Genomic DNA, 23,230 nt, shown 5'->3' with positions numbered 1-23,230 from the left:
GGACGAGAGTGTCCGTACGAAGAACGCCCGCCGCGGGTCGCGGCGGGCGTTCTGTGGTCGGGACGGAGACCCGTCAGGGCTGCTCGGGCTGGGCGGGCGCGGCCGGGGCGGCGGTCGCCTGCGGCTCGGCGGCGGGCTGCGCCGCGCGGGGCGGCTGCGGCGGACGCATCATCGCCATCAGCTGCGCCTCGTTCTGGGCGATGAAGCGCACGTTCGCTTCGTTGGCCTGAATGGGCGGGTTCTGCCCCGCCTTGCGAAGCTGGTACACCATCATGCCCTGGATCAGCGCGGTCATCGCATCCGCGTAGTCGCGGGTGGACAGGCCGGCGTTCTGCACGGCCTCGCGCGCCTCCGGGACGGCGTTCAGGCGCTGGTACACGCCCTCCGGATCAAACCGCTGCATCTGCAGGTTCTGCTGCAGGTCCGGGCGGGTGCGGCCCAGTTCCGCCAGGTTCAGCGCCGCCTGCCGCATCTTGGCCACGCCGTCCATGCTGAGCCGGTACTGCGAAACCGGCATCTGCTGCATCAACGCCGCAATCATCGCGGGGTCCGGGCCCTGCCGCCGGCCTGCGTTCGGGGCACCCGGCGCGCCCGGAGCGTTGGGCCGCCGCGCCGCGCTGTCCGGCCGCGCGGGGGGCTGCGCCACCACCGGCGGCTGGCCGGGCAGGGGTGCCTGGCCGGGCGCGGTCGCCACCGCCGCCACGGGTCCGGCGGGAGCGCCGGGGACCACGGGAGCCGCGGCGCCGGCCGGTGCTCCCGGAGCCGGCGCGGCGAGCGGGCCCTGCGTGCCGAACGGGTCCGCCGGGTTCATGGGCGCAGCGGGCGCGCCGGCCGCCACCGGAGGCGCCGGCTTGGCGGGCGGCTCCGGCTCGTTGGGGCCGCAGGCGGTCAGGATCAGCGCGCAGGCGGCGGAAAGCGCCACCGCGGGGCGGGAACTCAGCATCAGTCGCTCGGGATCAAAAGGAAAAGCGGAACCCCCCGCCGGGGCGGGTTCGGGCCGAAGGATAACAACGGAACGGCGCGGCAGAAAGATTCCGCGTCAGCGGATGTGGCGGTACATCATGTCCACGAGCTCGTCGTACATCTGTTCCGCCTGGTCGTCCCCGCTGCGGATGGCGTTGGCCGCGCAGTGCTTCAGGTGGTTGCGCATCAGCTCGCGCCCCACGGAGCGCAGCGCCTCGTGCACGGACGAGATCTGGGTGAGGATGTCGGCGCAGTAGCGGTCCTCCTCCACCATGCGCTGCAGCCCGCGCACCTGCCCCTCGATGCGCCGCAGCCGCTTGAGGTTGCGGTCGCGCGTCGCCGCGTCCACCGCCACCGCCGTGCGCCCGTGCCCGTCCTCCTGCCCCGCCGGCATTCCGCATCCGCAGCCGCACACCGCGGCCCCCTCCGTCGTCTGCTCCTGGTCCGTCATCGTCGTTCGCCTGGTGCCGTTCGATGTGCCACTCCGGGGATGAATACCCCCGGGGGATATGTCGGCGTTCCGCCGCGCGCCGTCAAGCCCGCCGGGGACGCGTGTCCGTCCCCGCATTTGTCGGGCGGCTTTGAACCTTTTCCGCCCGGCGGCCATCCAACCGCCGTCGACCGTTCGTTCGCACACCCAACAGGGAGACGTTCCCGTGCACGATAAGGAAATGCATCAACTGCAGGCCCGCATCACCCGGCTGGAACGGCAGGCCCGGCGCAGCCGCGCGCTTTCGTCCGTTCTGGCGTGCCTGCTCGCCGCGTCCACGCTGGGCGCGTGGCTCTCCCCGTCCCATTCCGTGCCAGAGCTTCGAACGCGCAAGCTGGTGATTGAGGACGACCGCGGGCGCGACCGAATCGTGTTCGGCGCGCCGGCGCCCAGCGGCATGGGAACGGTGCGCGCCAGCCCCATGACCGGGTTCGCGATCAACGACACCGCCGGCAACGAGCGGTTCGGGCTGGGGCTGCGCGATTCGGGAGGGATGACGATGGGCTTTGACGCCGCCCCGGGCGACGGCGACCCGCGCAATCCCGAGCGGCTGAACCTGGGGGTGGACGACGAGGGCTACGGGTTCGTGCGCTTTCTGGACAAGCGTACCGGGCTGGCCGGATACCTGGGGCTGCGTCCGGACGACAAGGTGTGGATGGAGTACTTCTACGTCACGGCCGATTCCGTGATCCGCCGCCGCAGCGGGCTGGAAGGCGACCAGACGATGCGCGAAGCGCGCTGATCCGCGGCGCGAATGACCAGAAGCCCCGGCGCCAGTGCGGTGCCGGGGCTTCTTTCCGTCCGATCACGGGCAATCCGGCACCTGCTGATCGCTTAGAAGTATCCGCCGCTGGCGTCCCGCCACATGTGCCAGCCATCCAGTTCCTCTTCCGTCACGGGCTGCTCGCCCATGACCTGGGGCTGAAAGCTGGCAAAGGCGCGGTGGCTCAGCGGCATGTGGCCGATGGAAAACGGCGCGTCGTGCTCCGGCCCGAACGGCGCGACCTCCAGTTCGCCGGCGTCCGCCATGGACGGGCGCGCGGCGAATCGCTGCACGTACAGCCGCCCGTGCACCCCGCCGGCATCCACCGCCAGCACCTTCATGACCGCGAACCCGCCGCCTTCCGCCACGACGGAAAGGAGCTGCCCCGCCCGCGGCTGAAACGGGGTGCGGCGGCGAAGGCGGGCCAGGAGGGAGCCCAGCATCAGCCCGGCACCACGCGGGCGGGGAGCGGCTCGGCCGCTGCGGAGTCGGCGGCGGCGAGCGCATCCGTGCGGCCGGCCGGCTCACGCAGAAGCTGGTAGATGATGATGGCGCCGAACGTGGCCGTGCCGATGCCGCCCACGGAGAAGTCACCGAGCTTCAGCACCAGGTCGCCCGCGCCCATCGTAAGCGTAACGGCCGCCGTGATCAGGTTGCGGCTGTTGGAAAAGTCCACGCGGTTCTGCACCCAGATGCGGCCACCGGTGGCCGCGATCAATCCAAACAGCACCACGGACAAGCCGCCGAGGACGGGGCCCGGAATGGTGCCGATGAGCGCGCCGAACTTGGGCGACATCCCCATCGCGATCGCCGCCACCGCCGCGACCACGAAGATGAGGGTGCTGTAGATGCGCGTGACCGCCATTACCCCGATGTTCTCGGCGTACGTGGTGACGCCGGTGCCCCCGCCGGACGCGGCCAGCATGGTGGCCAGCCCGTCGCCCACGAAGGCGCGGCCCAGGTAGCGGTCCAGCGACTGCCCCGTCATGGCGCCCACGGCCTTTACGTGCCCCAGGTTTTCCGCGACCAGCACCAGCGCCGCGGGGGCAAAGAGCAGCGCCACGTCCCAGCGGAACACGGGGCGCGAAAAGTGGGGAAAGCCGATCCACGCCGCCTCCCGCAGCAGCGCGAAGTTCACCGCCGGGCCCAGCCCCATTCCGTTCGCCAGCACCAGGTACAGCAGGTAGCCGATCACCCCGCCCAGCAGAATGGGCACGCGGCGCAGGAGCCCCGGCGAGTACACCGCCACGGCCCCCGTCGCCAGCACCGTCGCCAGCCCGATCCCCGTGTCGAACCCGCTGCCGCTGATCCCCTTTACCGCCACCGGCGCCAGGTTCAGCCCGATGACGGCCACGACGGAACCGGTCACCACGGGCGGCATCAGGCGCTCGATCCACCGGTACCCCGTCCCCATCACGATCAGCCCGATGATGGCGTACAGCGCGCCCGCCGCAATGATGCCGCCCAGCGCCAGGCCGATGTTGGGGTTCGGTCCCTTGCCCGCGTACCCCGTGGCCGCGAGCGCCACGGCCACGAAGGAAAAGCTGGATCCCAGGTAGCTCGGCACCCGCCCGCCCACGATCACGAAGAAGAGCAGCGTTCCGATCCCCGAAAAGAACACGGAGGTGTTGGGGTCGAAGCCCATCAGAATGGGCACCAGCACCGTCGCGCCGAACATGGCGAACACGTGCTGCAGCCCCACCACCATCGTCTGCCCCCACGGCAGCCGCTCTTCGGGGCCAATGACACCGTCCGGCTTTTCGGTCCAGCGGGGAAAGTAGCCTTCGCGTGCGGTCTTGCTCATGGGGGGCGGCCGATTGGGGGAGGATGGGGCGGGAGAACAGCGAAGGAGACACAAGCAAACGTTCCCGGCCGCCGTCCGCAAGGCTGTCGATGTCCATCCCGCGCCGCGCGAGGCGGATCAGAACAGCGCGACTGCGACGGATGCAGCGGGGCGATACTCCATCGGCCTACTATGACGCCGTGCCCCACCGGAGAATCTCGCCGCGCCGGGCCGACCAACCTTCATGCTCCCATCCATCATCCCCCGCAGCCGAAAACGCACATGGCTACGCTCCTCACCGCGGCCCTCCTTTGCTCCATCCTCGCGGCCCTGATCCGCGCCGCCAGTCCGGGGACCCGGGCACGCACCGCCGTTCTGCCGATCGGAACGCTCCTGCTCGCCGCGGCGTGCGGCGGTGACCCGTATCCCGCCATCGGTGATCAATCGTTCGCCCCGCCCTCAGGCCTGATGTCCGCGCCGTCCATGGCAGACACCGTGATGGGGCCGGGCGCCGGCCCGCGCCACACGCTGCACGCGCACTCCACGTTCAACGTGCGCGCGAAGCCCTCCACCACTTCCAGGGTCGTGCGCACGCTGCGGCGGGGCGACACGGTGAGCGTGGGAGAGGCGAAGGACGGCTGGTCGCCGGTCATCGAAAATGGCGATCGGATCGGCTACGTGTCGCGTGCAGGTGAAGCCCTGCGCTCCTATGCGCCCACCATCCCCTCGCCTCAAGTCGCGACCTACTTCAACGACGGGAGCGGATCCGCGCGCAGAGCCGGATCGTCGCGCGGCACTTCGCGCCGCAGCAGCGCGGAAAGCCGCGGCTACTACACCGGGCCGCGCGGCGGCTGCTACACCTATTCGGCGTCCGGCCGCAAGCGGTACGTGGACCACTCCTACTGCAACTGAGGGAAGGGGCGGAGAGGTGAAGAGTTACGCCATGAGCGGCGTTCCGCCGGGGAGGCGAGGGTGATGGACGGCGCCCGGCCGGATCTGTGGACGATCCTGTCGTCGCTCGCCGGAGCGGCCGGAACCGTGTTCGCGGGCGCGGCGCTGCTGATGAACTCCACGCACACCCGGCGCTCCGAAACCTTTCAGCATCTGCGCAACGTCAACGGAGCGCTCGCCCAGTTGGGCCCCGTGGACGCGCCGGAGCTGCACGCCGCGGTGCTGGCCTACATGCGCCACGAGACCGGCCCGCCGGAGGCGTGGGCGAACTACCAGGCCCTGCTGGACACGCTGGAACTGCTGGCGTTCGCCATCGAAGAGAGCGCGGCCGACCAGAGCATCGCACGGGCGTACCTGCGGTCGTTCCTGGGCGGGCACCTGGTGCCGGCGGCGTTCCTCCACGAGTACCAGGTGGAGACCCGCAACCCTCACGCGTACGAGGCGCTGCTGCGGTTCATGAACAGCACCGGGTGCGCGCTTCCCCCCATGATTGGCTACCCCGACTGAGAGATGATTTCGTGGTCCACGCCAGAAAGAACCCGGACCCGCCTTCCCGGCCTCCGCCGGAGCCGCCTTCCCGGCCCCACCCCTTCGAAGAACCGAGGCGTGGCCCCGACCGGCCGACGCGCGGCCCCGATGAAGGCCCCAAGCGTGGCGGCGGCGAACCTCCGAGCCGCGGCCCCGGCGGCACCCGCCCGCCTCCCGGAAGGGGCTGACCGGCATCGCGGCACGATCCGCCAAACGCACAGCCCCGGCGCCGTTTTCCGCGCCGGGGCTTCGTATGTGCGGAGGCTGCCCCGTGCCCGCCGCGCGATCCGCGGCCGGGGGCCGCCGTTCCGGCGGCGGGACCGAACCGCAAAGGGAGGCCGGGGATGAATCTGGGCGAAGCCATTGAGCACAACGGGCGGCGCTACGCGGTGCAGCGCCAGTCCCACAACGTCAGCCCCGACCAGGAAAGCGTCGCGACCCGGTGGACGCTGGTGGACCTGCAGCCCGCGGGCGACAATTCGGACGAGCTCTGCGATCTCGGGCTGCACGTGGACCGGCCCGATGCCGAAGCCGCCGCCCGCCGGTGGCTGAGCCAACTGCCCGAAGGCCGGGGTTGCTGAGCGGTCGCGGGCGGCCAGCGCATCCTCGCCGGCGCCACCCACGCCCGCGACACCGCCCGTGCGGTGGGCGCGACAACGGCACGCACTCTGCATCGCAAAGTACTTCGTCCGACGCACCACAGCATGCCGCACCGAGCGGCGGCGGTGAACCACGATCCTGAACGAGGTGATCGCGATGTCCAGCCTGGTCGAGGTCCTGTATCCGGTTCCGGACATGCGGCGCACGCCGCTCTCCACCGTGCGCTGGTGGGAGTCGCGGCGGCTGACCTTCAACCGGGCGGTGAGATCCGCGGGGCTGGTGACGCTCGCGGTGACGTCGGTCTTCTTCGCGCTTCCACCGCACTCGTCGGTCATGCCGCTTTCGATGATGCTCACCGGCAGCGTCGTCTACGGCGTGATGGCGAACGCGTGCTACACGCTGGGATGGATGGCCGAGCTGCTTGCCCGGCGCGTGTGGGGGCGCGGCGCTCCGGACCTGGGGCCGCTGCTCTTTCGCCAGGGACTCATCTTTTCCGTGGGGCTTACGCTGCTTCCCATCCTGCTGGCGGTGATGTCGTGGGTGGCCCGCATCGTCGTCGCCCTCGCGTCATAGCGGCGCCGGACGCAGGGACAGACGGCAAAGGAGGCCGGCCGGACCCGCGTCCCGCCGGCCTTCATCATCATGATTGACGTGCCCCCGTCCCACGCATTACGCTCCCCGTAGCAGTCCCGCCGCAGTCGCAGGCATCTCCTCACCGCGAACCCAGCGCATCCATGCGGAGACATCGCCCTCTCACGTTCCTTCTCGTCTACACCACGCTGGCGATGGCCGGCGCGTGCATCCCGGCGCCACCCCCGCCGCCCGCGCCGCCACCTCCTCCTCCCGCGCCCCCGCCGCCCCCTCCGCCGCCGATGCTGTCGTCGGGTCAGCCAGATGAGGCCGCGGCCCGGGAGCGCGTCGCCCCGCGCGACACGGCGGCGTTCAACACCGAGGAGTACAACCTCATCCAGGAGAACCCGTTCCGGCTCGCGGCCGAGAACCCGCTCTCCACCTTTGCCATCGACGTGGACGCGGCCTCGTACAGCAACGTGCGCCGCTTTCTTCGCGAGCGCCGCATGCCGCCGCGCGACGCCGTGCGCATCGAGGAGCTGATCAACTACTTCGACTACGAGTATCCGGATCCCACCGGCGAGCACCCGTTCAGCATCAACACCGAGGTGTCCGCCGCGCCGTGGAATCCGCAGCACCGGCTGGTGCAGGTGGGGCTGCAGGGACGGCGGATGGACACGCGGGAGCTTCCGCCGGGCAACCTGGTGTTCCTGCTGGACGTGTCGGGCTCCATGAACGAGCCCAACAAGCTGCCGCTCGTCAAGGAAAGCATGCGGCTGCTGGTGAACCAGCTTCGCCCGCAGGACCGCGTGGCCATCGTGGTGTACGCCGGCGCCGCGGGGCTGGTGCTGCCCAGCACGCCGGGCAACCAGCGCGAGCGCATCCTGGGCGCGCTGAACCGGCTGGAGGCGGGCGGCTCCACGGCGGGCGGCCAGGGGATCGTGCTGGCGTACGAGACGGCGCGCGAGGCGTTCATCCCCGGCGGCAACAACCGGGTGATCCTGGCTACCGACGGCGACTTCAACGTGGGCGTCAGCAGCGAGTCGGGGCTGGTGCAGCTCATCGAGCAGAAGCGCGACACCGGCATCTTTCTCACCGTGCTGGGCTTCGGCACGGGGAACTACAGCGATGCGCGGATGGAGCAGCTGGCCGACCACGGCAACGGCAACTACGCCTACGTGGACCAGATCGCCGAAGCCCGCAAGGTGCTCGTCCGTGAGATCGGCGGCACGCTGCTGACCATTGCCAAGGACGTGAAGGTGCAGGTGGAGTTCAACCCGGCCCGGGTGCGCGCCTACCGCCTGATCGGGTATGAAAACCGGGTGATGGCCAACGAGGACTTCAACGACGACCGCAAGGACGGCGGCGAGCTGGGCGCCGGCCACTCCGTCACCGCGCTGTACGAGATCGTGCCCGTGGGCGTGGCCATGCCGGTGCCCGAGACCGGCCCGCTGCGCTACCAGGAAACGATGCCGCGCCCCGGCGCCGCGTCCAGCACGGAACTGCTCACGGTAAAGCTGCGCTACAAGGCGCCGGAGGGAGAGCGCAGCTGGCTAATGGAGCAGCCGGTGCGCGACCGGGGAACGGCGCTGGCCGCCACCAGCACGGACTTTCGCTTTGCGGCGGCGGTGGCGCAGTGGGGCATGCTGCTGCGCAACTCGCGGTGGAAGGGCAACTCCAGCTGGACGGCCGCGGCGGAGCTGGCCCGCGGCGCGCTGGGGCACGACGAGCACGGCTACCGCGCCGAGTTCATCCGCCTGCTTGAGGAAAGCCGCGCCCTGGCCGAGAACCAGCCGCCCGCCGCCGACCGTACCACCGGCTCGGAGCGATAGGGAAGCTTCAACGAGGCTGACAGGAGGCACGGAGACGGGAGCCCGTCTCCGTGCCTTTTCGCGTTGTGAGATACGACGGTTCCACGGCCCGCATCTTGTAATCGTTCCGGGTGAATCCGGAAACGCATGACCCGGGCAGGCGCGAAATGCAGCGAGTGGTATATCGAATGATGGGCGAGCGGCGCGGCGCCGCGCGCGACGGCGCCAACCCCGGGCGGCGGGCCACCGACGTGGAGCCCATGCGCGGCTGGGTGCCGGCCCTGCGCATCGCGGGCGGCATCGCGCTGGCCGACTGGGCGGTCAAGGCCGCCATCGTCCGCACCATGGCGCAGGAGGAGTTCCGCGAGGTCATTCCCGGCGCGGTGGCGCTCTGGCACGTGCGCAACCACGCCATGATCCTGGGATTGTGGGACAACCTTCCGCTCGGCGGGCGCAAGGTGCTGGCGGTGGTGGCGTCCGTGCTGGGCGTGCTGGTGCTGATGCAGATCGTGGGTCGCGCGCACCGGTTGACGGGGGCGCACCGGCGCTGGGCCTGGGTGTTCGTGGGGCTGATCTGCGGCGGAATGCTGGGCAACCTGGGCGAGCGCGTGATTCACTGGGGCGTCACGGACTACCTCTCGTTCCGCTGGGGGCCGTACTGGCTGCCGCCCGGCAACGTGGCCGACATCGCGCTCTTTGTTTCCATCCCGCTGGCGATCCCCGTCATCGTCTTTGAGCTGATGGGCCGCGCCCGCCGCGGCCGCGACGCCGCGCGCACCCGGTCCGCGCCGCCGGTGGGCGCCGACTGACCGCTCCCGCTGGCGGCACCCCGCAGGGCGCGCCTATGTTTTGCGCGCCCTTTGCGTTTCCCCGTTCTCCCGTGGTTCGCGCGTGACCGTTCCCGAAAGCAAGCGCCAGCACCTCCGTTCCCTGCTCCACGACTGCGGCTCCGTGGTGGTGGGCTACAGCGGCGGGGTGGATTCCGTGTTTCTCGCCCGCATCGCCGTGGAGGTGCTGGGGCGCGAGAACGTGCTCGCCGTAACGGGAAAGAGCGACAGCATCGCCACGTGGATGGAAGACACGGCCCGCGAGGTGGCGGAGCAGTTCGGCATTCCGTGGATGGAGCTGGAAACGCGGGAGATGGACGATCCGCGCTACGCGGCCAACCCCAGCAACCGCTGCTACTTCTGCAAGTCCGAGCTGTGGGGCCGCCTGTCGGCCCTGGCGCGGGAGCGGGGCTACGGCGCGGTGCTGGACGGCGCCAACGCCGACGACGTGGGCGACCACCGCCCCGGCGCCGCCGCCGCGACCGAGAACGAGGTGCGCTCGCCGCTGCTGCAGGCGGGGCTCACCAAGGCCGAGATCCGCGCCTGGTCGCAGGAGCTGGGGCTCCCCACCTGGGACCAGCCCGCCGCGCCCTGCCTGGCCTCGCGCATTCCCTACGGCCTTTCCGTCACGCCGGAGCGGCTGCGGCAGATCGAGCGCGCGGAGATCGCGCTGCGGGCCATGGGGTTCCGCGACTTTCGCGTGCGGCACCACGGCGACGTCGCGCGGCTGGAAGTACACCCGGACGAGCTGCATCGGGTCGCGCCCCGGCGGTCCGCCATCCTGCGCGCGGTGGGCGCCGCGGGGTTCGGGCGCGTGCTGATCGACCTGCAGGGCTACCGCCGCGGCGCGCTGAACGAGGGGCTCGCCACGCCGCAGCTGGTGCAGCTGGGCGCCGCGCGATGACGGACGGCGATCCTCGCGTGGCGCTCGCCCTCGCCGCGCTGGCGGAGGCGGGCGTGCCCGGCGCCCGCGTGTCGGTGGAGGGGCACGAGCGCGAGATGGCCGCCGTGCGCGTCCCCGCCGCGCTGTGGGAGCGCATGATGGGCGACGAGGGCGCCCGCATCGCCGGTGCGGTCAAGGCCGCCGGCTTCCGCTACGTGGCGCTGGACCTGGCCGTGGACGACGACGAGCCGCCCGCCGTGGTCGGATGAGCGCCGAGCCGCCCATCTACCTGGACTACGCCGCCACCTCCGCCGTTCGCCCGGACGCGGTGATCGACGCGGTGACGGACTACCTGCGCGGCATCGGCGCCACGCCGGGACGCGCGGGGCACCGCCGCGCCGTGGAGGCGGGCCGCATGGTGTTTCGCTGCCGCCGTGCGCTGGCGGAGCTCTTCAACCTTCCCGGCGATCCCGGCCGCCTCACCTTTCAGCTCAACGCCACGCACGCCCTGAACCTGGCGCTGTTCGGGGTGCTGCGCCCGGGCGACCGCGTGGTGCGGACCGCGTACGACCACAACGCCGTGCGCCGCCCCGTGAACGCGCTGGAAGCCCGCGGCGTGCGCCAGACCGTGCTGTCCGGCGCGCCCGACGGGTCGGTGGACCTGGACGAGGCCGCACGCGCGCTGGCGGGAAACCGCAATCCCGCGCGGCTGCTCGTCCTTCCCCACGCCAGCAACGTGCTCGGAACGGCGCTCCCGGTGGCGGAGCTGGCGTCCCTGGCGCACGACGTGGGCGCGCTGGTGCTGGTGGATGCGGCGCAGTCCGCGGGGCACCTGCCCGTCGACGTGCAGGCGATGGGGATTGACCTGCTGGCGTTCACCGGCCACAAGGGGCTGCTGGGGCCGCAGGGCACGGGCGGGCTCTGGGCCCGCGAGCGCGTAGAGTTGCCGCCCGCGTTCTTCGGCGGCACGGGGGGCGACTCGGACTCGCCCGACATGCCGGGGCTGCTGCCGGACCGGCTGGAGGCGGGCTCGCAGAACGGGCCGGGGATCGCGGGGCTGCTGGCCGGCGTGCAGTGGGTGATGGAGCGCGGCGTTCTCGCCATCCACGCGCGGCAGGCGGCGCTCAAGCTGCGGCTGTGGTACGCGCTGGACATGATCGCCGGCGTCGACGTCCTGAGCCCCGGGGACCCGGACGGCGTGGGGATCGTGACCATTGCGGCGGCGGGGATGGACGCGGCGGAACTGGCCACCCGGCTGGACCGCGAGGCGGGGGTGCTGGTGCGCGCCGGGCTGCACTGCGCGCCGGAGCAGCACGAGATCCTGGGGACGGGGCGCACGGGCGCGGTTCGCTTCAGCGTGGGCTGGGCGACCACGGAGGAGGAGGTGGACCGCGCGGCCGCCGCGGTGGCGCGCATTGCGGGCGCGGCGGAACCGGCGGTGCGGGCGGCGGGTAGCTGAACGCTGCAACGGCGGCAACTCGATGGAGGAAAAGCGGATGGCGCGTGGCGCGGCGAAAAGGGTTCTGCTGCTGGTGGGCCTGGTGCTGCTGGTGGCCGTGGGGGCGGGACTGTACACCGTTCGCGGGTTCATCCCCGGACCCTGGCAGCGCGCCCCGGTGGTGACCGAGGTGTCGGAAGCCGGTGCGGTTTCGGCGGATGAAAAGCTGAAGCGGCTCCGCGAGAACGGCGAAACGGTGCGCCTGAGCGGCGTGGAGTTCACCAGCTACGTGCGGTACCGGATGGCGCAGCGGTTCGCGCAGGACCTGGAGACGCCCATCATTTCGTTCACGGGCGGAAAGATCCGCGTGGACGGCCGCGTGCCCAAGGACAAGCTGCCACTGGAAAAGCTGGGCGCGGCGGCGCAGTTCGTCCCCGACACCGCGGAGGTGATGGTGGACGGAACGATGCGGATGGTGGCCCCGGGGCGCGCCGCGGTGCGCGTGCAGGACGCGCGCTTCGCCAAGTTCGCCGTGCCGCGCGACCGCTACCTTCCCCTGCTCAAGGGGCTGCGCCTGCCCACCGACACGCAGTTGTCGGAAGACGAGGTCGGCGTTCAGTTGCCGCCGGGCGTGGGCTCCGCGCGGGTGGAGAACGGCGAACTGGTCCTGGACCGGTAGGCGCTCGGCGGACGGCCTAGCACCTCAGCGAGTCCACGGCGGCCCCCACCCGGGCTCGCATCACTCGCCCAAACAGACTGGGGGAGGGTTGGGCAGGCGACAACTTCGGAAGCCTGCTCCCGCAGGGTGTCGCCGCGCACGAGTGTCCTGGAAGCGAGTAGGCCGGCGGAGCGACTGAAGTCGCCGCAACGACGGCTGAAAGCCTCGCGGTACCGCTATGAGGCTGCGCGCGGACCGCAGCCCCGGTGTGAATTCTCCCCTCTCCGTGCGGCAGTTTGCACGGGGAGGGGCCGGGGGAGGGGCCTTCGAGGCGCGCCGCGCGCGCCGAACTCCGCCCCCGCGCCGAACGACTCCCCCTCTCCCGCGGAGCGGGTGGAGGGGGCTGGGGGGAGGGGGCCTCTCCGCACGCATCTCAAGCCGGCCGAACACATCCGCCCTCGGCCGCGAAGCACCATCGACCACACACGCTCAGCAGATAGATTCGGACCATGGCACGCATTCTGGTCGTCGACGACGAAGAAGGCATCCGCCGGGTGCTGCACCAGCTGTTCGAGTACGAGGACCACGAGGTCCGCTCGGCCGGCGGCGGCGCGGAGGCCATCGGCATCTACGCCGAATTCCAGCCCGACGTCACCTTTCTGGACGTCAAGATGGCGCGGATGGACGGCCTGGAGGCGCTCACCAAGATCCGCGAGCACGATCCCGCGGCCGTGGTGATCATGATTAGCGGCCACGGCACCATCGACACCGCGGTGGAAGCCACGCGCCGCGGCGCCTACGACTTTCTGGAAAAGCCGCTGGATACGGACCGGCTGCTGCTCGTTCTGCGCAACGCGCTGCAGCAGCAGGGGCTGGTGCAGGAGAACCAGCGGCTGCGGGGAGAGATCGAGAGCCGGCACCAGATCGTGGGGCGCAGCTTTGCGCTGCGGCAGGTGCTGGACCGGGTGGAAAAGGTGGCGCCCACCGACGCGCGCGTCCTGATCACCGGCGAGAACGGGACGGGCAAGGAGCTGATCGCCCGCGCCATCCACCGCCTGTCGCCCCGCGCCGACAAGGCGTTCATCGAGCTGAACTGCGCCGCCATTCCGTCGGAACTGATCGAGTCGGAGCTGTTCGGCCACATGAAGGGCTCGTTCACCGGCGCGCACGAGGACCGCGCCGGCAAGTTCGAGCTGGCGGACGGCGGCACCCTGTTTCTTGACGAGATCGGCGACATGTCGCTGCAGGCGCAGGCCAAGGTGCTGCGCGCGCTGCAGGAAGGGATCGTGACGCGGGTGGGCGGCGCCAAGCCCATTCAGGTGGACGTGCGCGTGCTCGCGGCCACCAACAAGGACATCGAAGAAGAGATCGCCGGTGGCCGCTTTCGTGAGGACCTGTACTACCGGCTGAACGTGATTCCGCTGGTCGTCCCCTCCCTGCGCGAGCGGCGCGAAGACATCTCCATGCTCGTCCGGCACTTCGTGGAGGCGAACGCGCGGCAGGCCAACATGCGCCCCAAGCAGTTCACCGACGACGCGCTGGACCGGCTGCAGCGCATGGACTGGCCGGGCAACGTGCGCGAGCTGCGCAACACTGTGGAGCGCCTGCTGATCCTGGCGTCCGGCGCCAGCGTGACGGGCGACGACGTGGACCTGCTGGTCGGCGGCAAGATGAAGGGCGGCGGGCTGTCCGGCGACCTGCTGGGGTGCTCGACGTTCGCGGAGTTCAAGGAGGCGGCGGAGCGCGCGTTCATCATCCAGAAGCTTCGCGAGAACGACTGGAACGTGTCGGAAACGGCGCGGCTCATCGACATGCCCCGCAGCAACCTGTACAAAAAGATCGAACGCTACGACCTGGTGCGCGAAGGGTGACCCGCGGCGGCGCGGGCGCCTGGGCGGTCATTGCCGTGGCGTGGATGGCGGGGACGTTCGGCGGGGGGTGGGCGCTGGCCTGGCTGTACAAGCGCCTGCACCCGTCGCTGGCCTTCTACAAGCTGTGGGCGTTCTGGTCGATGATCCTGATGGCCATCGCCACGCTCCTGTTCGCGTTCGGAGTCGTGCGGCTGTAAGCGACGACCTCGCCCGAAGATCGACGGCCTCCGCGGCAAGCGCCGCGGAGGCCGTCCTGCATCACGACTAGGCGCCGCAGAGCCCGTCCAGCAGCGCGATCAGCTGCTTCAGTACCGCGCGGATGTTGCCGGGGATCAGCGGGAAGTTGCTGACCCACACCACGGCGGTGCGAATCTTCTTCCACAGCGCGCAGACCTTCTCCCTGACGTCGGCGCCCGCCGCGTCCATCGCCGACGCGTCGGTCACCGCGTTGGCCACATCGGCCAGGTCTGCGTCCAGCCGCGCGCCCTCGCTCAGTGCATCCGCCAACTGCTGATGGTTCATCTCCGCCATGATCGCCTCACAGATGAAGGGTGTGGATGACAGGCCGCATTGCCCGCCACTTCTGTAGGATGGACAAGGCGTCGTGATTTTCCTCTGGACGTTGAGGAACGAACCGACCTGGCTGGCGGATAGCCTGGTTCTGCTCTGGACGGCACTCAGCGATGCGGCGGGTTGCCGCGCGGCCAGGACGGTTGGCTCGGCGGATGGTAGATCCTTCGTCGGCGCCCGTCATCGGTGCGGCGGACGCTACGCGCGGCCCCTCCTCAGTACGTGCAGCGAAACCAGGTTGGCCACCCGCCTCGGAGTTCGAGTGTCATTCTGAGGGAAGCGCCGCGCCACACCGTCCGTCACGCCGGACTCTGGCGCCGACCGAAGAATCCCGCGCCACCGCTTCCGATGCACGCCCGGTTGCGCGCCCCGCTCGGACGCTGCGGGTGCTGCGGGAGAGGCTGGAGCACGCCACGCCGGACCGCGGCGCGGCGGACGTTTCGGTCCGGGATTCTTCAGTCGCGCATGAACGCGGTGCCGGAGAAAGCGCGGCGCACGCTCCTTCAGAATGACGCCTCAGCGCCGAGGTGGGCGGCAGGACACCGGTGGAGCGCAGGTGCCGCCGCGGGCTGCGCGAACGGCCATCAGGCGCACCGGACCTGCCACGTCAGCCGCACCGGAACCCACTACCCGGCTCGGACTTCGAGTGTCATTCTGAGCGAGGCGCCGCTCCGCACTGTCCGTCACACCAGACTCTGGCGCCGACCGAAGAATCCCGCGCCAACGCGTCCCATGCACGCCCCGTTGCGCGCCCCGCTCGGACGCTGCGGGTGCGGCGGGAGAGGCTGGAGCACACCACGCCGGACCGCGGCGCGGCGGATGCTTCGGTCCGGGATTCTTCAGTCGCATGAACGCGGTGCGGGGGAAAGCGCGGCGCACGCTCCTTCAGAATGACGCCCCGGCGCCGAGGTGGGCGGTAGGACACCGGTGGGGCGGAGGTGCCGGCCCGCGGCAAGCACGCTTCGCGACGCGACATGGAGCAGCCACCACCCATCCGCGCATCAACAGCAAGCCCCCGCGTTGCCCCACTTGCCGCGAGGGTTAGATTGGGCGGCTTCATCCGGACCGGCTCACGGGAGAGCCCGCCCAGCACCTTCCACGCGAAACGAGCATGGCGGACCAGTTCAAGAACTTCATCGGGGGCGAGTGGGTCGCGCCTTCGACCGGCAACTACTTTGAGAACCGCAATCCGGCCAGGCAGTCGGATCTGATCGGCCTGTTCCCCCGCAGCGGCCGCGAGGACGTGGACCGCGCCGTGGCGGCGGCCAAGAAGGGCTTCGAGGAGTGGCGCCTGACGCCGGCCCCCGCCCGCGGCGACATTCTGCGCAAGGTGGGCGACCTGCTCACCGAGCGGAAGGACGAGATCGCCAAGGCCGCCACGCGCGAGATGGGCAAGACCATCCAGGAAACGCGCGGCGACGTGCAGGAAGGCATCGACACGGCCTACTACGCCGGCGTGGAAGGCCGCCGCCTGTTCGGCAAGACGGTGCCTTCGGAACTGCGCAACAAGTGGGCGATGAGCGTGCGCCGCCCCATCGGCGTGTGCGGCCTCATTACCCCGTTCAACTTCCCGCTGGCCATCCCCACGTGGAAGATGTTCCCCGCCCTGGTGTGCGGGAACAGCGTCATCATCAAGCCGGCGGAAGACACGCCGCACACGGTCGCCCTCCTGGTGGAGATCCTGGAAGAGGCCGGCATTCCCGCGGGCGTGGTGAACCTGGTGCACGGCCTGGGTGAGGAAGTGGGCTCCGCCATCGTGGAGCATCCGGAAATCCCGGTGATCTCCTTCACGGGCTCCACGGACGTCGGCAGCATCATCGGCGCGCAGTGCGGGCGCATGCACAAGCGGCTGTCGCTGGAGATGGGCGGCAAGAACGCGCAGATCGTGATGCCCGACGCCGACCTGGACCTGGCCATCGACGGCGTGCTGTGGGGCGCGTTCGGCACCACGGGGCAGCGCTGCACGGCCACCAGCCGCCTGCTGCTGCACACCGACATCCACGACGAGTTCGTGGAGCGCCTCATTGAGCGCGCCAGGAAGCTCAAGCTGGGCTACGGGCTGGAGAAGGACGTGGACGTCGGCCCGCTGATCCACGAAGCCTCGCGCACCAAGGTGGAAGAGTACTTCGAGATCGGGAAGCAGGAGGCCACGCTCGTGCTGGGCGGCGAGCGCGCCACCGGCGAGGGGCTGGACGACGGCTTCTTTGTGCAGCCGACCATCTTCGTGGACGTGAAGCCCGGCTCGCGCCTGGCAACGGAGGAGATCTTCGGGCCGGTGCTGTCGGTGATCCGCTTCAGCGAGCTGGACGAGGCGATCCGCATCAACAACGAGGTCAAGTACGGGCTCAGCAGCTCGCTCTACACGCGTGATTCGGTGTCGTCGTTCCGCGCCTTTCAGGACCTGGACAACGGCATCACCTACGTCAACGCGCCCACCATCGGCGCCGAGGCGCACCTGCCGTTCGGCGGCGTGAAGCAGACCGGAAACGGCCACCGCGAGGGCGGCTGGGAAGTGTACGAGTTCTACTCGGAAACCAAGGTGTGCTACCTGGATTATTCCGGGAAGCTGCAGCGCGCGCAGATCGACAATTACGACGCGTCGCCGTACTGAGGGGGAACTGCAGGGAATAGGGAATAGGGAATAGGGAATAGGGAATAGGGGGACCGCGGCGACGCGGTTTCTTCGCCCGTCTTGGGTCCCGCTCCGAATCAAGGGAGCGGGACCCGTGTCGTCTCCGCATCACCCACCATCCGCCTCTCCTCTCCGCGAATGACCCGCAACCCTTCTATTGATGGCGCTCGCCGGTTCCTTCCCGGCTTCGCCCTCACGTCGCTCCTGGCCGTCGCCGCGGGATGCGTGATCGCCGCCGCCCACGACGTGCCCACCGGTTCGTGGGCGCGAAACCTGGCCGCCTGGATCGTGGGCGCCGCGGCCGCGTGGGCCGTGGCCCGGAGCCCCGGCGCGCCCCGATGGTTTCTGCTGATCGCGCCCGTCGCGCTCGCCGGCACGCTGCTGAACGCACCGCAGGACGGCGTGCACCGGTGGATCGATGCCGGCCCGCTGCACGTGAACGCCGCGTTCGTGCTGCTTCCCGCCGCCGTCGTGGCGCTCGCCGCACTCCGCAAGCGGCGGCTGGGCTGGGTGGCGGCTGCGCTGACGCTCGGCATCCTCGTGCTGCAGCCGGACGCCTCGCAGGCGACGGCGCTGGGCGCGGCGATGCTCGTGGTGCTCGCATTGCTGCGCGCGCCCGCGGCGGTGCGCGCGGGCGGTGCGGTCGCGATCATGCTCGCCGTCGCGGGAGCGTGGATGCGCCCCGACCCGCTCGCGCCCGTGCCGGAGGTGGAGGAGATCATCAAGCTCGCGTGGCGATGGTCGCCGTTGATGGCCATCGCCGCCGCCGCCCTGCTCGCCGCGACGATCCTCCTTCCGCTGCGGATCGCGACTCCGGGCCGGGCGACGGTCGCCGCGCGTGCGCTGTGCGTGTACTTCGCAGCGGTTTCGCTGGCGCCCGCGCTCGGCGCCTTTCCCGTTCCGCTGGTGGGGGTGGGGATGAGCTCCGTCCTCGGGTTCTGGCTCGGCGCGGGCGCCCTGGTGGCCGTCGCGCGGAGTACGAGAAATCACGAGGGCGAGCCCTGACGCGGAATCGCAATATCTCCGTTTTCCCCGAACGGTTGATACGCGGTTCAAGGCATTGCGATGGTGGGAACCCACGAATGGTGCGCGTCCGCGGCGCTCCTGAGCGGATGAATCCGCCGCTCGAACCGCGGAAAGCCCCGACTCGTGGCCGCTGTCGCGTCCACAATCGGGGCTTCAACTGCGCACAGATCGCGGGCGTGGTTTCCGCGCGGGCAGCGAGGTTGGAACGGGCGGACAGCAGATCCTTCGTCGGCGCCACGATTCGGCGCGCCGGCCACTCCGTCCCGCGCCTCCTCAGGATGACAATTTGTTGTCGTGCCTCGGGTTTGCGCACCCGAATCGAGGCGGCGGCCACAGTCCGCGAAGGCGGACTTCGTGCTGTTCCAGCGGCGAATTCATTCGCTCTGGACAGGCGGACGCGCCGGATTGCGCTTCCCCGCACCGGGGCGGCCGGCGCATTCCGGGAAGGCTCACTCCATGAGGCTCCAGCGGCGACTTTATTGGCTTCGGGGGGCGGACACGATGGATTCCGCGTACTCCCGACGGCCGCGCGTCCATCCCCTCTGGACAGGCGGACGCGCCGTCGCGGGCTGACCACACCGATGCGGCGGGCCCAGTCCGCGAAGGCGGACTTTGCGCCGTTGTTGCCGCGACTTCAGTCGCCCGTCCGTCGCCCGTCCCACCTGTGGCGGGAGGTGAAAGGGGTAGAGCGCGTAAGCCGCTGCAACGCCTCGCGCGGGGTTCTCCGTGCGGCCCGTCGCTTGCTCACCCCCCGGAACGGACGTACAATTGGACCGTGAGTTGCCGCTCCAAACACCCCCACCTCCGGTCGCCGGATGACCCCACGCCATCCCGCTCACGACCAGCCGATTTCTCCCGGGGAATCCTCGTATCCCTCCATGCCCGAGCTGCCCACGGGGGTCGTGAGCTCGGCCGCGGACACGGTGGACCAGCTGCTGGAGGACCTGAGCGAGGAAACGCAGTCGCAGTCGCTCAACTACGGCATGAGCCTGCGCGGCCGCGTCGCCATCGTGACGGGCGGCGCGTCGGGGATCGGGCGGGCGGTGGCGCTGGAGTTCGCGCGGCACGGGGTGCACGTGGCCTTCAACTACTTCTCGTATGACGGCACGGACGAGATGGACGAGGAGGCCGCCGAAACCGAGCGGTTGATCCGCCAGCTGGAGGTGCGCGTGCGCTGCGAAAAGTGCGACGTGCGCGACCCCGAGGCCGTGGAGCGATTCGTCAAGAACACGCGCACGGAGTTCGGGCGCGTCCACATCCTGGTCAACAACGCCGGCATCGGCCGCGACCGCGCCCTGTGGCGGCTCACCGACGAGCAGTGGCGCACCGTGCTGGACACCAACCTCACGGGCGCATTCCACATGATCCGCGCCCTGGCCCCCACCTTTCGCCGCCAGCACGACGGCAAGATCGTCAACATCTCGTCCGTGCACGCCATCCGCAGCGAGTTCGGCCTGGCTAATTACAGCGCCTCCAAGGCCGGGCTGCTGGGGCTCACGCGGAGCGCCGCGCTGGAGCTGGGGCCCAGCAACATCAACGTGAACGCCGTGGCGCCGGGGTACATCCGCACCACGCGGCTCACCAGCGCCGTCCCCGCCGAAATCCTGGACACCGCACGCGAGCGCTCCGTCCTGGGGCGCCTGGGCGATCCGCAGGACGTGGCCAACGTGGTCGTGTTCCTGTGCTCGGAATACGCCCGCCACATCACCGGAACCGTCGTTCCCGTCGACGGCGGACACCTGCTCTGAGAAGTGTCATGACCGAATCGTTCCGCCGCGCCCACGCCCGGCGGTGGGCCGCGCTCGCCTGCGCCCTGGCCCTCGCCGCCTGCGGAGGCCGCGCCGCCGCACCCGCCGCGGGCCCGGCGCCCGTCCCCACCGCCGTGGCGCCCATGGACCTGGGCGGCCAGCGCGTCCTCATTCTCCCCGTGCAGGCCTCCAACGGGCTCGCCTTCAACCGCGAGCAGATCACCGAGGAGATCGTGGGCGCGCTCACCGGGCGCGACACGCGGACGCAGTGGGTGGCGCCCGAGCGGCTGCGGCGGCTACTGCGCCAGTCGCCCACGCTGGCGGCGGACCCCGCCGGCCTTCCCCCCGGCCCGTGGATGGTGGACGGGGTGCGGCGCATCGGCGGACCGCTGGCGGACGTGGTGCGGCGCTACATGGCGCTCACCGAGGCCCGCCTGGTCGTGATCCCCCGTAGCGCGGTGTTGGTGCAGGACAGCACGGGGTCGCGGCTGCGGCTGAACGCGGCGGTGGTGGATGCGCGATCGGGGATGCTCGTGTGGTGGGGCGAGGCCGACGGGCGCCCCGCCCCGGCGGAGGACCCGGCGCTTGTCTCCACCGCGGCGGCGGCGCTGGCCGCGCGCATGGTGGTGCCGGACTCGCGCTGACCCGCCGCGCCGGGTAGCTTGTGGCCCCGCGCCGGGCGCACGCCGGAGAATTCGCTCTCCCCGGCATGCCGCCCGGCGTGTGCTCGCATCCGTCTTGCACGGACGCCGGCAGCACCCGACTGATCCGCACGCGGGCAGGCGCCCGCCCCGACCGAACAGAAGACCAGGCAGATGCCGCATACCGTCACGCTGATCCCCGGAGACGGGATCGGGCCGGAGATTACCGAAGCCGTCGTACGCGTCATCGAGGCCGCCGGCGCCGACATCCAGTGGGACCGCCGCGACGCCGGCGTGAGCGCCATCGAGCGCCACAACACGCCCATTCCCCCGGAAACGCTGGAGTCCATCCGCAGCACCCGCGTTGCGCTCAAGGGGCCGCTCACCACGCCGGTGGGCGTGGGCTTCCGCAGCATCAACGTGGCGCTGCGCAAGGAGTTTGACCTGTACGCCAACGTGCGCCCCGCGCAGGACATCATCCCCGGCGGGCGGTACGAGGGCGTGGACATCGTGCTCATCCGCGAAAACACCGAGGGGCTGTACAGCGGCGTGGAGCACTACGTGGGCATCGGCGGCGACCCGCGCGCCGCGGCCGAAAGCGTGATGCTCGTCACCCGCTTCGGCGTGGACCGCATCCTTCGCTACGCCTTTGAGTACGCCGTCAAGCACGGCCGCAAGAAGGTGACGCTGGCGCACAAGGCCAACATCCTCAAGTACACGCAGGGCCTGTTTCTGGACGTGGGCCGCGAGATGGCCAAGGAGTACGCGGGGCGGGTGGAGTTCGAGGACCGCATCATCGACGCGGCCGCCATGCTGCTGGTGATGGACCCCGGCAAGTTCGACGTGATCGTCTGCGAGAACATGTTCGGCGACATCCTGTCGGACCTCATCGCCGGGCTCGTGGGCGGGCTGGGGATGGCGCCGGGGGCCAACATCGGCAAGGACGCGGCGATCTTTGAGGCGGTGCACGGCTCCGCGCCCGACATCGCCGGCAAGGGGGTGGCCAACCCCATGGCGCTGCTGCTCGCCGCCGCCATGATGCTGGACCACATGGGGATGGCGGACGAGGCCGCCCGCATCCGCAAGGCGATGGTGTCCACGGTGCACGAAAAGGACAGCCTGACGCCCGACCTGGGCGGCACGGGCACCACGTCGTCCCTCGCGGACGCCATCATCCGCCGCCTCTGATGGCCGCCGCGCCCGCATCGCCCGTGGAGGAGTTCGCTCCCTTCGACTGCTCGGCCTGCGGCCGGCACAGGGAGGGCGAGCGCCCGGACGACGACGGGCGCTGCGCGTCGTGCCGCGGCGTCATCATCCGCCGGGCGAGCCTGTGGGCGTGGGTGCCGGCGGTGCTGCTGGCCGCCGGCTACCTGTGGCTGCTGCTGACGTGGGACCTGCTGGAATCCACGGCGATGGTGTTCTTTCTCGCGCTGGGCGCGGGGCTGGCCTTTGTGGCCTGGAAGATCGGGCGCCGTGTGGCGTTCGACATGCTGGTCACCCGAAGCAACCGGGCGCGAAACCGCTGATGCGCGACCTGCTTTCGTCTCCGTGGATCAACATCCTGGCCGCCGTGGTGGGCGGAATGGCGCTGGGCTACGGCCTGGGCACGCTCCCCGGCGGCATCGGGGTGCCGGGCGTGGTGTGGACGGTGTTCGGCCTGCTGCTGCTCTGGTGGACGCTCTCCGACCGCCGCAAGGCGCGCCGCGGCACCGCCGAAAGCGAGGCGGACGGCTCGCACACCATCGAGTAGCACGCCGCCGCCCTTCGGATCCAAGCCTCCCGCGAGCGTGCCGCGCGGGAGGCTTCGCCGTATCTTGCACCCCGGCGCGGGCCCTGAGCCCCGCGGCTTATCCGAACCGATTCTCTCTCCGACTCTCCGGCGTTTCGTGACTCCTCATATTTTCGTGGCGCACTTTCCCGTTGCGCTCATCATGGTGGGCGCCCTGGCCGACGTGTACGGCGTGGGGCTCAAGCGCAAGGAACTGCGCGGCTTCGCCAGTTCGCTGCTGATCCTGGGCGGCGCGTTCGTGCTGATGTCGTTCATGACCGGGCAGGGCGCGCTGGACGCGGCGATGGCGCGAACGCCGCAGGGGAGCATCGCGATCGAGTCGCACCAGCAGTGGGGCGCGGTGGGGACGTGGGTGGTGGTGGGGACGGCGGCACTGCGCGCGGCGTGGCGACGGTCGCTGGACGGCGCGCGGGGATACGGGCTGTTGGCCGCCGCCCTCCTCGCCGCGGCCGTGGTGACGGGGATCGCGATCTCAGGGTCGACGATCGCGCACGGGTGAGGAGAGGGGAAGTGCGTGAGTGCGGGGTGCGTTAGTGCGGAGTGCCCGGTGCCTGGTGCCCAGTGCCCAATGCCCAATGCCCAATGCGGAGTGGAGAGTGCAGAGTGCGGGATCCCGGGACGGAGATCCGGCAGAACGACAAGGTACGGGGCGGCGGAGGGTTTCCTGAGCGGATGAATCCGCCGCTCA

At 70.7% G+C, this 23,230-nt stretch carries 26 protein-coding genes; 21 read left to right on the top strand and 5 right to left on the bottom strand.

Annotated elements, in window-relative coordinates; all coding sequences use genetic code 11:
• Window positions 1-73 precede the first annotated feature (73 nt).
• Entirely contained in the window at window positions 74-943 is an 870-nt protein-coding gene (locus VF665_RS09475) for a hypothetical protein (protein ID WP_331053176.1), read from the bottom strand.
• 96 nt (window positions 944-1,039) lie between these two features.
• Window positions 1,040-1,357 carry a metal-sensitive transcriptional regulator gene (locus VF665_RS09470; protein ID WP_349263117.1) on the bottom strand — a complete coding sequence of 106 codons (318 nt, stop codon included), beginning with the start codon at window positions 1,355-1,357 and terminating at the stop codon, window positions 1,040-1,042.
• A gap of 262 nt (window positions 1,358-1,619) precedes the next feature.
• On the opposite strand from VF665_RS09470, the gene VF665_RS09465 reads away from it, so the two are divergent.
• Window positions 1,620-2,195 (top strand): hypothetical protein, encoded by a 576-nt coding sequence (locus tag VF665_RS09465; protein WP_331053174.1) that lies wholly within the window; start codon window positions 1,620-1,622, stop codon window positions 2,193-2,195.
• Between the two features lie 92 nt (window positions 2,196-2,287).
• Here VF665_RS09465 and VF665_RS09460 read toward each other — a convergent pair whose 3' ends face one another.
• Together VF665_RS09460 and VF665_RS09455 are read right to left on the bottom strand one after the other, a co-directional pair.
• Window positions 2,288-2,659: a hypothetical protein gene (locus VF665_RS09460; RefSeq protein ID WP_331053173.1), complete on the bottom strand. Its 372-nt coding sequence runs from the start codon at window positions 2,657-2,659 to the stop codon at window positions 2,288-2,290.
• On the bottom strand, window positions 2,659-4,020 hold the full coding sequence (locus VF665_RS09455; protein ID WP_331053172.1) for a solute carrier family 23 protein: 1,362 nt from the start codon (window positions 4,018-4,020) through the stop codon (window positions 2,659-2,661). The genes VF665_RS09460 and VF665_RS09455 overlap by 1 nt, the downstream gene beginning before the upstream one ends.
• 462 nt (window positions 4,021-4,482) lie before the next feature.
• On the opposite strand from VF665_RS09455, the gene VF665_RS09450 reads away from it, so the two are divergent.
• From VF665_RS09450 to VF665_RS09395, 12 genes are all read left to right on the top strand, one after another.
• Window positions 4,483-4,911: an SH3 domain-containing protein gene (locus VF665_RS09450; protein ID WP_331053171.1), complete on the top strand. Its 429-nt coding sequence runs from the start codon at window positions 4,483-4,485 to the stop codon at window positions 4,909-4,911.
• A 60-nt stretch (window positions 4,912-4,971) separates the two neighbouring features.
• Window positions 4,972-5,457, top strand: a complete 486-nt coding sequence (locus VF665_RS09445) for a hypothetical protein (RefSeq protein ID WP_331053170.1) — start codon at window positions 4,972-4,974, stop codon at window positions 5,455-5,457.
• A 365-nt stretch (window positions 5,458-5,822) separates the two neighbouring features.
• Window positions 5,823-6,059: a hypothetical protein gene (locus VF665_RS09440; RefSeq protein ID WP_331053169.1), complete on the top strand. Its 237-nt coding sequence runs from the start codon at window positions 5,823-5,825 to the stop codon at window positions 6,057-6,059.
• Window positions 6,060-6,234: 175 nt separating this feature from the next.
• Window positions 6,235-6,651 carry a hypothetical protein gene (locus tag VF665_RS09435; RefSeq protein ID WP_331053168.1) on the top strand — a complete coding sequence of 139 codons (417 nt, stop codon included), beginning with the start codon at window positions 6,235-6,237 and terminating at the stop codon, window positions 6,649-6,651.
• Window positions 6,652-6,863: 212 nt separating this feature from the next.
• Window positions 6,864-8,480: a vWA domain-containing protein gene (locus tag VF665_RS09430; RefSeq protein ID WP_414678477.1), complete on the top strand. Its 1,617-nt coding sequence runs from the start codon at window positions 6,864-6,866 to the stop codon at window positions 8,478-8,480.
• Between the two features lie 146 nt (window positions 8,481-8,626).
• A complete protein-coding gene (locus tag VF665_RS09425) occupies window positions 8,627-9,268 on the top strand; it encodes a signal peptidase II (RefSeq protein ID WP_331053166.1) in 642 nt (213 codons plus the stop codon).
• 82 nt (window positions 9,269-9,350) lie between these two features.
• The gene (gene larE / locus VF665_RS09420; RefSeq protein WP_331053165.1) at window positions 9,351-10,190 is read left to right on the top strand and encodes an ATP-dependent sacrificial sulfur transferase LarE; all 840 of its coding nucleotides are present in this window, start codon (window positions 9,351-9,353) and stop codon (window positions 10,188-10,190) included.
• Window positions 10,187-10,438, top strand: a complete 252-nt coding sequence (locus VF665_RS09415) for a hypothetical protein (protein ID WP_331053164.1) — start codon at window positions 10,187-10,189, stop codon at window positions 10,436-10,438. Before larE ends, VF665_RS09415 begins: the two co-directional genes overlap by 4 nt.
• Window positions 10,435-11,628 carry an aminotransferase class V-fold PLP-dependent enzyme gene (locus VF665_RS09410; RefSeq protein WP_331053163.1) on the top strand — a complete coding sequence of 398 codons (1,194 nt, stop codon included), beginning with the start codon at window positions 10,435-10,437 and terminating at the stop codon, window positions 11,626-11,628. Before VF665_RS09415 ends, VF665_RS09410 begins: the two co-directional genes overlap by 4 nt.
• Window positions 11,629-11,665: 37 nt before the next feature.
• Window positions 11,666-12,286 (top strand): hypothetical protein, encoded by a 621-nt coding sequence (locus tag VF665_RS09405; RefSeq protein WP_331053162.1) that lies wholly within the window; start codon window positions 11,666-11,668, stop codon window positions 12,284-12,286.
• A 488-nt stretch (window positions 12,287-12,774) separates the two neighbouring features.
• On the top strand, window positions 12,775-14,136 hold the full coding sequence (locus VF665_RS09400; protein WP_331053161.1) for a sigma-54 dependent transcriptional regulator: 1,362 nt from the start codon (window positions 12,775-12,777) through the stop codon (window positions 14,134-14,136).
• On the top strand, window positions 14,133-14,333 hold the full coding sequence (locus VF665_RS09395; RefSeq protein ID WP_331053160.1) for a hypothetical protein: 201 nt from the start codon (window positions 14,133-14,135) through the stop codon (window positions 14,331-14,333). Before VF665_RS09400 ends, VF665_RS09395 begins: the two co-directional genes overlap by 4 nt.
• 67 nt (window positions 14,334-14,400) lie before the next feature.
• Here VF665_RS09395 and VF665_RS09390 read toward each other — a convergent pair whose 3' ends face one another.
• On the bottom strand, window positions 14,401-14,667 hold the full coding sequence (locus tag VF665_RS09390; RefSeq protein ID WP_331053159.1) for a hypothetical protein: 267 nt from the start codon (window positions 14,665-14,667) through the stop codon (window positions 14,401-14,403).
• A 1,150-nt stretch (window positions 14,668-15,817) separates the two neighbouring features.
• Between VF665_RS09390 and VF665_RS09385 the strand changes: the two genes are divergently transcribed.
• The 8 genes from VF665_RS09385 (at window position 15,818) to VF665_RS09350 (ending at window position 23,041) form a co-directional block, all read left to right on the top strand.
• Entirely contained in the window at window positions 15,818-17,317 is a 1,500-nt protein-coding gene (locus VF665_RS09385; RefSeq protein WP_331053158.1) for an aldehyde dehydrogenase family protein, read from the top strand.
• Between the two features lie 159 nt (window positions 17,318-17,476).
• Window positions 17,477-18,343, top strand: a complete 867-nt coding sequence (locus VF665_RS09380) for a hypothetical protein (protein WP_331053157.1) — start codon at window positions 17,477-17,479, stop codon at window positions 18,341-18,343.
• An 899-nt stretch (window positions 18,344-19,242) separates the two neighbouring features.
• Complete coding sequence (locus VF665_RS09375) at window positions 19,243-20,112, top strand: 3-oxoacyl-ACP reductase FabG (protein ID WP_331053156.1); 870 nt, start codon at window positions 19,243-19,245, stop codon at window positions 20,110-20,112.
• Window positions 20,113-20,120: 8 nt separating this feature from the next.
• Complete coding sequence (locus tag VF665_RS09370) at window positions 20,121-20,756, top strand: hypothetical protein (protein ID WP_331053155.1); 636 nt, start codon at window positions 20,121-20,123, stop codon at window positions 20,754-20,756.
• A 171-nt stretch (window positions 20,757-20,927) separates the two neighbouring features.
• Window positions 20,928-21,941 carry an isocitrate/isopropylmalate dehydrogenase family protein gene (locus VF665_RS09365; RefSeq protein WP_331053154.1) on the top strand — a complete coding sequence of 338 codons (1,014 nt, stop codon included), beginning with the start codon at window positions 20,928-20,930 and terminating at the stop codon, window positions 21,939-21,941.
• Complete coding sequence (locus VF665_RS09360) at window positions 21,941-22,279, top strand: hypothetical protein (protein WP_331053153.1); 339 nt, start codon at window positions 21,941-21,943, stop codon at window positions 22,277-22,279. The genes VF665_RS09365 and VF665_RS09360 overlap by 1 nt, the downstream gene beginning before the upstream one ends.
• Window positions 22,279-22,503, top strand: coding sequence for a hypothetical protein (locus tag VF665_RS09355; protein ID WP_331053152.1), 225 nt, complete (start codon window positions 22,279-22,281; stop codon window positions 22,501-22,503). Before VF665_RS09360 ends, VF665_RS09355 begins: the two co-directional genes overlap by 1 nt.
• A gap of 136 nt (window positions 22,504-22,639) precedes the next feature.
• Window positions 22,640-23,041: a DUF2231 domain-containing protein gene (locus tag VF665_RS09350; RefSeq protein ID WP_331053151.1), complete on the top strand. Its 402-nt coding sequence runs from the start codon at window positions 22,640-22,642 to the stop codon at window positions 23,039-23,041.
• Window positions 23,042-23,230 lie beyond the last annotated feature (189 nt).

This window comes from Longimicrobium sp., assembly GCF_036387355.1.
Classification (GTDB): domain Bacteria; phylum Gemmatimonadota; class Gemmatimonadetes; order Longimicrobiales; family Longimicrobiaceae; genus Longimicrobium.
This window is presented reverse-complemented; position numbering and strand designations above follow the sequence as displayed.